This is a genomic window from Micromonospora sp. NPDC005171, assembly GCF_040608575.1.
GTDB lineage: Bacteria > Actinomycetota > Actinomycetes > Mycobacteriales > Micromonosporaceae > Micromonospora.
This window is the reverse complement of sequence record NZ_JBEXIM010000001.1, coordinates 818,816-827,455: the sequence shown is the minus strand read 5'-3', so window position 1 is coordinate 827,455 and position 8,640 is coordinate 818,816. Positions and strand designations below refer to the sequence as shown.

Sequence of the window (8,640 nt, the reverse complement as noted above, 5' to 3'; positions counted from 1 at the left end):
AGCCAGCAAAAACTGACCAGTCCGGGGTATAAATCATAATTGGCACTGGCTTTACAAGCACCCTGTTGAGTTCTCAAAGAACAACCACACACCGACCAGAAGCCCCACCTCAGCGGAACCCCAACCGGGGTATTTCGTACCGCATCCCCGCCGCTCTCGCGGCGGGCACTTTTACTACGTTACCTCACCGTCTTCGCCGTGTCAAACCGTGTGTCCCGGTCTGTCATGCTTCGTACGGGTCAGCGCCGGCGCACTCACGCAGCAGCGAACCGCTGCGTCAGGTCGTCGGATTCGGCAGACCGGCCGCTGCGGTTTCCCGCAGTCTCGCCCGGTTCCCTGCCGGTCGTGAACCTTACCCGGTCGGCTTCGCCGCACCAAATCCGCCTCGCGGCCGATCCGGCAAGCCCCGCCCGGACCGCGTCTCGCAGGAGCGAACCCCTGCTTGACCCGGTTGCCATCCCGTTTCGGTGCTCTAGGACCTTCGTCCCGTTTGCCCCGTTCCGCGCTGGCAGAGAGAAAGTTACGCGTCTGCGGGTTTGATCGTCAAATCCACGGGTAGCGGCGCGCGTCACATTCGCGCGTCAGCGAGGTTCTCCCAGGTCAGACCCGTCTCGGCGGCGACGGTGGGGTCGGCCCTGCCAGCAGCACGCGGTCACCGTGCCCCCACCTGCCTGATCCCCACGAGCGGCGGAGGCCGCTCAGGACGGCCACCGACGGACGGCGCTCAAGACCATCCAACGCCGGACGGCACTCAGGACGTCCGCCGTCGGGCGGCGCTCAGGACATCCGCGGCCGGACCGCGCTCAAGATATCCACCGCCGGACAGCGCTCAAGACCATCCACCGCCGTGCGGCGCTCAAGACTTCTGTCGCCGCCGGGAGGCGAGCCAGGCCTGGACGCCGAGGACGCCGGCGGTGGTGCCGATCGCCAGGGACGCGGCGATCAACAGCGCGTGCACCCACAGAAAGCTGGTGGCTGCGCCTTCGGCAACCGTGCCGGACGCCCAGGACCGCGGGTCCTGCCAGATGGCCACCGCGAACCTCGGCCAGATCACCCAGGTCCAGACGCCGACTCCGACCAGGAAGAGACTCCACCCTCGCGACAGCACCATGGCAGCCGAGTATGCCAGCGCACCTGCTCAGCGGTCCGGCGGCGCGGACGCAGGCGCACCGCCACACCGCCACACCGCCACACCGCCACACCGCCACACCGCCACACCGCCACAGCTGGACCGTCCCGCACGCGGACTGTTTCCGGCATCGGCGTGATGGGCACTGCGAAGGAGGACAGCTGAGGACCGTCCCCCTGGAGGTGCCCCCGTGCAATCCTCGATCTTCGATCCTTGGTCCTGGCGTGACCCGTCCGCCCTGGCCGGCGGTTACACGCAGGCCACACCCTCGGTCACCCCGCCGAACGGCCAGGAGGGTGGCCACGACGGCCCGGACGCGCCCGGCCCGGGCACACCTGTCGACCTGGTGGGCTATCAGGTGCAGGCGAGCGACGGGCGCATCGGCACCATCGACGAGACGAGCGACGAGGCGGGCGCCGGGCACCTGGTGGTGGACACCGGGCCCTGGATCTTCGGCCAGAAGGTGCTGCTGCCGGCCGGGACGGTAGCCCGGGTGGATCATCAGGAACGTGTCGTGCACGTCGACCGAACCCGGCAGGAGATCAAGGACGCGCCACCGTTCGACCCGAACTCGGCCGACCCGGAGTATCGGGAACATGTCGGCACCTACTACGCCGACAGCTACCTGTCTCCACCGGCAACGGACCGCAGGTAATGTGAGGCCGTGGTCCGGACGGGCAACTGCGCATCCGAGGCGGTCGACCTGGTCGATGGCCGCTTCCTCGGTGCCGTGCCCGAGATCCCGCCCAGCTCCGGCGATGGCCGTGAGCAACTTCTGAACGTCCTCCGTGCCGGTGGTCTGCGGTTCCGCGCCGGCGCGCGATGGCGGACGGCTCGCTGAGCCGATCCCGCTGACCGACAGGGCTGACTCAGCCCTGCTCGGCGCGCGCCCACGCGTCACCCACCCCCGACAACGAGAGGGACCACCATGTCCGTCGCACGAATGCTCACCGGCGACCGGCCCACCGGCCGCCTGCACCTCGGCCACTACGTCGGCAGCATCGCCAACCGGGTACGGCTGCACCGGCGTTACGAGAGCTTCTTCATCATCGCCGACCTGCACATGCTCACCACTCGCAACCGTCGCGAGGACATCGACCAGGTCTCCGGCAACGCGCGCGAGATGGTGACCGACATCCTCGCCGCCGGGGTCGACCCGGACCGGGCCACCTTCTACCTCCAGTCGGCCATCGGAGAGGTCGGCGACCTCAACACCCTCCTGCAGAACCTGGTGACCGTTCCCCGGCTGGAACGGGTGCCGTCGCTCAAGGACATGGCCCGCGACGCCGGCAAGGAGGAGATGCCGTACGGGCTGCTGGGTTATCCGGTGCTCCAGGCCGCGGACATCCTCTGCGTCAAGGGGGAGGTGGTGCCGGTCGGCCGGGACAACGCCGCGCATGTCGAGGTGACCAGGGAGATCGCCCGACGGTTCAACCACCTGTACGGCCCTGTCTTTCCGGTGCCCGAGTTGATCCCGGCGGACACACCGAGCCTGGTGGGCACCGACGGCGCCGCCAAGATGAGCAAGAGCCGGGGCAACACGATCGCGCTCTCCGACGACGCGGCGACTGTGCGTCGCAAGGTGCTCGGCATGTACACCGACCCGAACCGGGTGCGGGCCGACGTGCCGGGCACGGTGGAGGGCAACCCGGTGTTCGCGTACCACGAGGTCTTCAATCCGGACCGTGACGAGGTCGCCGATCTGGCCCGGCGCTACCGGGCCGGGCGAGTGGGCGACGTGGAGGTCAAGGAACGGCTGATCGTCGCGCTGGAGGGCTTCCTGGCGCCGATCCGGCAGCGTCGGGCTGAGATCGAAGCTGACCGGGGGCTGGTCGACCGACTGATCGTCGAGGGCACGGAACGGACCCGCCAGGAGGTCCGCCAAACCGTGCTCGAGGTACGCCGGGCGATGGGGCTGACCGGCGCGTACCAGCAGGTGCGGCGGCGGGCTGAGCGGAGCCGGCGCCGGACGGACACTTCGACCTGAGGCCGGGTTGTGCGGTTGGCGACGTGACGTCGGGTGGGCGCGCCGGACGAGTAGACCGAATGCGCCGAGCGATATGGCGCAGAATGCGGGAATGAGGAAAGTTCTTGACATTCGTCCGGTGCCGACGGCGGTGACGCACCGGACCACGATGTTCGAGATCTTCTTCGACCTGGTCTTCGTCTTCGCGCTCACCCGGGTCATCACGTTCATGGCGACGTCGCCGAGCACGCTCACCCTGGCCCAGGGGCTCCTCCTCCTGCTCCTGCTGCTGTACTCCTGGTCGCCGTACATCTGGGTGGGAAACCTGGTCCGGCCGGACGTCGGCCCGGTCCGCGCGGTCACCCTGGTCGCGATGGCGGCGATCTTCGTGGCCGCGCTGGTGCTCCCCGACGCGTGGCAGCAGAGCCCGGAGCTGTTCGACGCGCCGCTGACTCTCGCCCTGGCCTACGTGGTCGGCCGGGCCGTGCAGCTCGTGATTCTGTTCTGGGCCAGCGCGACGAATCCGGCACTGCGCTCGACGCTGCGGTTCTTCACAGTGCCGGTGGCGCTGGGCTGGGTCCCGCTGATCATCGGTGCTCTGCTCGGCGGTGCGGCCCAGACGGCGCTCTGGACGGTCGCGTTCCTACTGGACATCGGCGGTGCCCGGATCGCGTCCACCTTCCGGCCGTGGCAACTGCGCAGCGTGGACCACTTCAGCGAGCGGTTCGGCCTGGTGCTCATCATCGCGTTGGGTGAGTCCCTGATCTCTGCTGGCGCAGGCCCCAGGACGATGGCGCCGGTCGGCTCTGCCCTACTGGCCGCGCTGCTCGGCCTCACCAGCACGGTCTGCCTGTGGTGGCTCTACTTCGATCGGCTGGCGTCCGCCGCCCGGGAGGCCGTCCGGAACGTGCCGGGTGAGCGACGGGCCAGCGTGGCCGGCGACGCGTACGGTCTCGGGCAGTCCGCGCTGATCATCGGCGTCATCTACGTCGCGCTCGGCATTGAGGAGGTGATCACCCAGCTGACCGAGGAGTCGGCGCATCCCGGCCGGCTGGGTTGGCAGGCCGCGACCGCGCTCTACGGCGGCACCGCCGTCTACCTGCTCAGCAGGTTGGTCTTCCGTCGGCTGACAGTTCGCGCGGTGTACCCGACGCAGGTCGTCGCCGCGCTGCTGCCGCTGCCAGTGCTGCCGATCGGCCGATCCCTGCCACCGCTGGCGGCGCTCACCCTGCTGACCGCCTTCCTGATCGGGGTGACCTGGTTCGAGCGTCGGATGGACCGACGCGACGAACGACCCGATTCGACGCAACCGCGCCTCCGGTGAGCACAGCCGAGCAGGCCGGCCAGGAAATCCTGCCGTGCCGTGTCGATATCCGCGGTCCGCGTTCGTCGTCATGCTGTACGGCGACACGCCGCACCGAGAGGAGCCGAAAAGTGAAGTACATGCTGCTGTTCATGAGCCCCATGGTCGACGGGGAGGTCGTCGGCAACGGGTGCAGCTTCGAGGACTGGATCCGCTACGACCGGGAGATGAAGGATGCCGGGGTCTGGGTTTCCGGGTATCCCTTGCAGGACCTGACCACCTGCACCTCGGTGCAGGTCGGTCCGGACGGCGAACGCACGATCACCGACGGGCCCTTCGCCGAGACCCGGGAGCTGCTCGGCGGGTACGACATCATCGACGTGCCGGACCTCGACGCCGCGCTGGAGTGGGCGGCCCGCAGTCCCGGGGCCACCGGCCCCGGATCGGTCCAGGTCCGTCCGATCGCCGAGATCGACGTGCAGGTCTGACCGTGCCGGGTGAGGAGGCAGCTGTCGGGTCGTCGGTGGAGGCCGTGTTCCGGGAGGAACGCGGTCGACTGCTCGCCTCGCTCGTGCGCCGCTTCGGCGACCTCGACCTGGCCGAGGAGGTCGCCTCCGAGGCCATCGAGGCGGCGTTGACGCACTGGCCGACCGACGGCGTCCCGACCCGGCCGGGCGCCTGGTTGCTCACCACGGCCCGGCGTCGAGCGGTGGACCGGCTGCGTCGCGACCGGGTGCTGGCGACGCGGCTCGCCGTACTTCAGGCGGAGGCGGAGCGGGCCGACCACGCGCCGCCGGCCGACGCGGACCGCGACCTGCCCGACGACCGGCTGGCGCTCTTCTTCACCTGTGCGCACCCGGCCCTGGCCGCGCCGGATCGCGGTGCGCTCACCCTGCGGTTCCTGGCCGGCCTCACCACGGCCGAGGTCGCGCGGGCCTTCCTGGTGCCGCCCGCCACCATGGCCCAGCGACTCGTCCGGGCCAAGCGGAAGATCCGCGAAGCCCGCATTCCGTTCCGGGTGCCGGGGCCCGATGAGCTGCCCGGTCGTCTGCCCACTGTGCTGCAGGCCGTCTACTCGGTCTTCACCGAGGGGTACGCGGCCAGTTCCGGCCCCGATCTGCAACGGATCGACCTGGCCGAGGAGGCCATCCGGCTGGGCCGGATCCTGCGGCGGCTGCTTCCCGCCGAGCGGGAGGTCGCCGGGCTGCTGGGTCTGATGTTGCTGGTCCACGCCCGGCGGGACGCGCGTACCGGGCCGGACGGCGCCATGGTCCTCCTCGACGACCAGGACCGCGGACGCTGGGACCGTCCGATGATCGAGGAGGGTCGCGGCCTGGTGGTGGTCGCGCTTACCGGCCGGGCGCCCGGCCCGTACGGCGTGCAGGCCGCCATCGCCGCGCTGCACGACGAGGCCGCCGACGTGGCCAGCACCGACTGGCCGCAGGTGGTGGCGCTCTACGACGTGCTGGTCGGCCTGGTGCCCTCGCCGATCGTCGCGCTCAACCGGGCCGCCGCGGTGGCCATGCGCGACGGGCCGGCGGCGGGGCTCGCCCTGCTCGACGAGTTGGCAGACGAGCCGCGGCTGCGCGGCCACCATCCCTATCCGGCGGCGCGGGCCGAGCTGCTGCGCCAGCTCGGCCGGTACGACGAGGCCGCAGCCGCGTACCGCAGCGCGTTGACGCTGGTCGGCACCGAACCGGAGCGCGCGTACCTGCTCAGCCAGCTGAAAGCCGTCACTACCGAGTGAGCTGTACCCTTCCCCGGGTGAGTCTGCCGCTGCCTCCCGGGCCGTTCGCCGCGTACCTGTTCGACTGCGACGGCACCATCGTCGACTCGATGCCGCTGCACTACCTGGCCTGGCAGCGGGCCCTTGAGGAGTGGGGCTGCGAATTCCCGGAGGAGCTCTTCTACGCCTGGGGTGGGCGGCCCACCGCCGACATCATCGTCGAGTTGAACGAGCAACAGAGTCTGGCCATGCCGGTGGCGGCCGTCGTCGAGCGCCGGGAGAGCTACTACCAGGAGTTGCTGCCGCAACTCGCCGCGGTGCCAGAGGTGCTGGCGCACATCCACGACGCGCACCGGCGGGTGCCGTTCGCCGTCGTCTCCGGCAGCACCCGCGCGTCGGTCACCGCCTCCCTGGACGCGCTCGGCCTGCTGGACCGGTTCGACGTGCTGGTCTGCGCCGACGACTACACCCGGGCCAAGCCCGACCCGGAGGCGTTCCTGCTCGCGGCGGAGCAGCTCGGCGTACCCCCGGAGTCCTGCCTGGTCTTCGAGGACACCGACCTGGGCATCCAGGCCGCGACGGCGGCCGGCATGGCTTCGGTACGCGTGCCGCAACAGCGCACGCCCTGACGTCTCAGGCCACCGTCAGCAGGAGTTTGCCAGCGTAGGACGTCTGTAGGCGCTGGTGGGCTTCCCGCACCTTGCCCAGCGGGAACTTCTCCGCGACGTGCACCACGAACGGTCCCGCCTCGATGAGTTCGTTGAGGCGCTGCAACTGTCGAGGGCTCGATTCGCCGTCGTACGCGCGAACCGTGACGCCCGGCCGTTCCTGCGGCTCCGGCCGCACCCCGTGGGCGAACGCGACGACCCCGCCGTCGGCCAGCGCCTCAGTGAGCCGGTCCAGTGTCGGGCCGCCGGCCATCGCCAGGATGGCGTTCACCCCGCCCGGCGCCGCGTCCCGGATCCGGGCGAGCACGTCGGTCATGTCGCCGTGGCCTTCGAGGGACACGTCGGCGCCGAGCCGGGTGACCAGCGCGACGCCGTCCGCCCCGGACGCCACGGCTATCACGTTCAGCCCCTGCCGCTTTGCCAGCTGCACGGCCAGGTGGCCCTGACCGCCGCTCGCACCGAAGATCAGCAACCAGTCGCCGGCCGACAGGCTGACGGTGTCGAGTCCGGCCAGCGCGGTCAGCGCGTCGGTGGGCATGGCACCTGCGTGCTCCGGCGGCACACCGTCGGGCACCTTCGCCGCGTACTCCGCGCTGACCGACGCGTACTCGGCGTAGAAGCCGCCCTTCGGGCGGCTGGTGGCGGAGACGTAGACCAGGTCGCCCACCCCCACGTTTGTCACCTTGCTGCCGGCCGCGATGACGGTTCCGGCGCCGTCGGAGCCGGGCACGATCGGGAGCGCGGAGCCCTCCGGCACCAGCACACCCTCCCGCTCGTACGCGTCCCACACCCCGACGCCGGCGCTCCAGACCTTGATCAGCACCTCGTTGTCGGCGACCTGCGGGATCGGCAACTTCCGCAGGGTGATCACCTCCGGCCCGCCGAACTCGTCGAAGGCCGCGGCCTGCATCCGCTCTGGCACATCCCCGTCAACCATGTGGATTCCCCCTCCGTGCCGGCGTCACCGTCGCAGCATGCCGGCTCGGGACCAGGCGTGACCCGGCGCTGAGCGTCGTTCACCCACAAGGACGAACGCCCGCGCCCGGCGGGCCCCGCCGGGCGTAGCCGGGGCGGGCACGGGAATGTCCGCGTACCGCGCCGGGCGCGTGAGGTTGGCCGCAGGACCGACGGAAGGGGCATCGTGCACGCTCCGTCGACGCGGGCCACGGCCTGGCTCCTGGTGGCACTGGCCGCGGCCTCCGGCTGCATCGACGTGATCTGTCTGATCGAGCTGAACGGCTACTTCGCCAGCGTGATCACCGGCAACCTGGTGCACTTCGGCCACGCGCTCGCCACGGCGGACACCCGCTCGCTCGAGGGGGCGGTGGTGGCGGTTGGCGGGTACGCGGTGGGTGTGGCCGCTGCCACGGTGCCGTTGCGCCACACCCCGCCGGGTTGGAATCGCCGTACCGCGCTGGTGGCGTCGGCCGAGGCGGTGCTGCTGCTCGGCTTCACCGTCGGCTGGTTGGCCTGCTCGGCACGTCCGGGGTACGGCTTCGGGCTCGTGCTGCTGGCGATGGCGGCCGTGTCGAGCGGGATCCAGAGCGTGATCACCGTGGCTGCCGGCGTGCGGGGTGCGTCGACCACCTACCTGACCGGTTCGCTCACCGAACTGGTCCGGCGTCGTGTCGTCGACCCGCACCGGTTCGCCGACGTGGGTGGCGTCGGCCGGCTGGCGGGGCTGGTGGTCGGCGCCGTGCTCGGCGCGGTGGTGCTGCGTACCGCCCCGACCTGGGCCTCCGTGCCGGCGGCGGTGCTGGTGGTCGCCGTGATCGCGTTCGCGATCAGCCTGACCCAGCGGGCGAGAACCGCCGCCGGCCGAAGCCTGCGGAGTTGATCTGGAGCGGC

General features: G+C 70.8%; 9 protein-coding genes. 7 read left to right on the top strand and 2 right to left on the bottom strand.

What is annotated here, in order from left to right:
- Positions 1–856: 856 nt before the first annotated feature.
- Entirely contained in the window at positions 857–1,111 is a 255-nt protein-coding gene (locus ABZU74_RS03870; protein ID WP_355418162.1) for a hypothetical protein, read from the bottom strand.
- Positions 1,112–1,319: 208 nt separating this feature from the next.
- Here ABZU74_RS03870 and ABZU74_RS03865 point away from each other — a divergent pair, with 208 nt between their 5' ends.
- The 6 genes from ABZU74_RS03865 to ABZU74_RS03840 all read left to right on the top strand — a co-directional run bounded on the left by ABZU74_RS03865 (position 1,320) and on the right by ABZU74_RS03840 (position 6,753).
- The gene (locus ABZU74_RS03865; protein ID WP_355418159.1) at positions 1,320–1,784 is read left to right on the top strand and encodes a PRC-barrel domain-containing protein; all 465 of its coding nucleotides are present in this window, start codon (positions 1,320–1,322) and stop codon (positions 1,782–1,784) included.
- Positions 1,785–2,057: 273 nt separating this feature from the next.
- Positions 2,058–3,116, top strand: a complete 1,059-nt coding sequence (trpS, locus tag ABZU74_RS03860; protein WP_355418156.1) for a tryptophan--tRNA ligase — start codon at positions 2,058–2,060, stop codon at positions 3,114–3,116.
- A gap of 91 nt (positions 3,117–3,207) precedes the next feature.
- Positions 3,208–4,419, top strand: a complete 1,212-nt coding sequence (locus tag ABZU74_RS03855; protein WP_355418153.1) for a low temperature requirement protein A — start codon at positions 3,208–3,210, stop codon at positions 4,417–4,419.
- Positions 4,420–4,538: 119 nt separating this feature from the next.
- Entirely contained in the window at positions 4,539–4,886 is a 348-nt protein-coding gene (locus ABZU74_RS03850; RefSeq protein WP_355418250.1) for a YciI family protein, read from the top strand.
- A gap of 2 nt (positions 4,887–4,888) precedes the next feature.
- A complete protein-coding gene (locus tag ABZU74_RS03845; protein ID WP_355418150.1) occupies positions 4,889–6,145 on the top strand; it encodes a sigma-70 family RNA polymerase sigma factor in 1,257 nt (418 codons plus the stop codon).
- Between the two features lie 17 nt (positions 6,146–6,162).
- Complete coding sequence (locus tag ABZU74_RS03840) at positions 6,163–6,753, top strand: HAD-IA family hydrolase (RefSeq protein ID WP_355418147.1); 591 nt, start codon at positions 6,163–6,165, stop codon at positions 6,751–6,753.
- A 4-nt stretch (positions 6,754–6,757) separates the two neighbouring features.
- Here ABZU74_RS03840 and ABZU74_RS03835 read toward each other — a convergent pair whose 3' ends face one another.
- The gene (locus ABZU74_RS03835; protein WP_355418144.1) at positions 6,758–7,729 is read right to left on the bottom strand and encodes an NADP-dependent oxidoreductase; all 972 of its coding nucleotides are present in this window, start codon (positions 7,727–7,729) and stop codon (positions 6,758–6,760) included.
- A gap of 204 nt (positions 7,730–7,933) precedes the next feature.
- Between ABZU74_RS03835 and ABZU74_RS03830 the strand changes: the two genes are divergently transcribed.
- Positions 7,934–8,629 (top strand): YoaK family protein, encoded by a 696-nt coding sequence (locus ABZU74_RS03830; RefSeq protein WP_355418141.1) that lies wholly within the window; start codon positions 7,934–7,936, stop codon positions 8,627–8,629.
- The last annotated feature ends 11 nt before the right edge of the window (positions 8,630–8,640 follow it).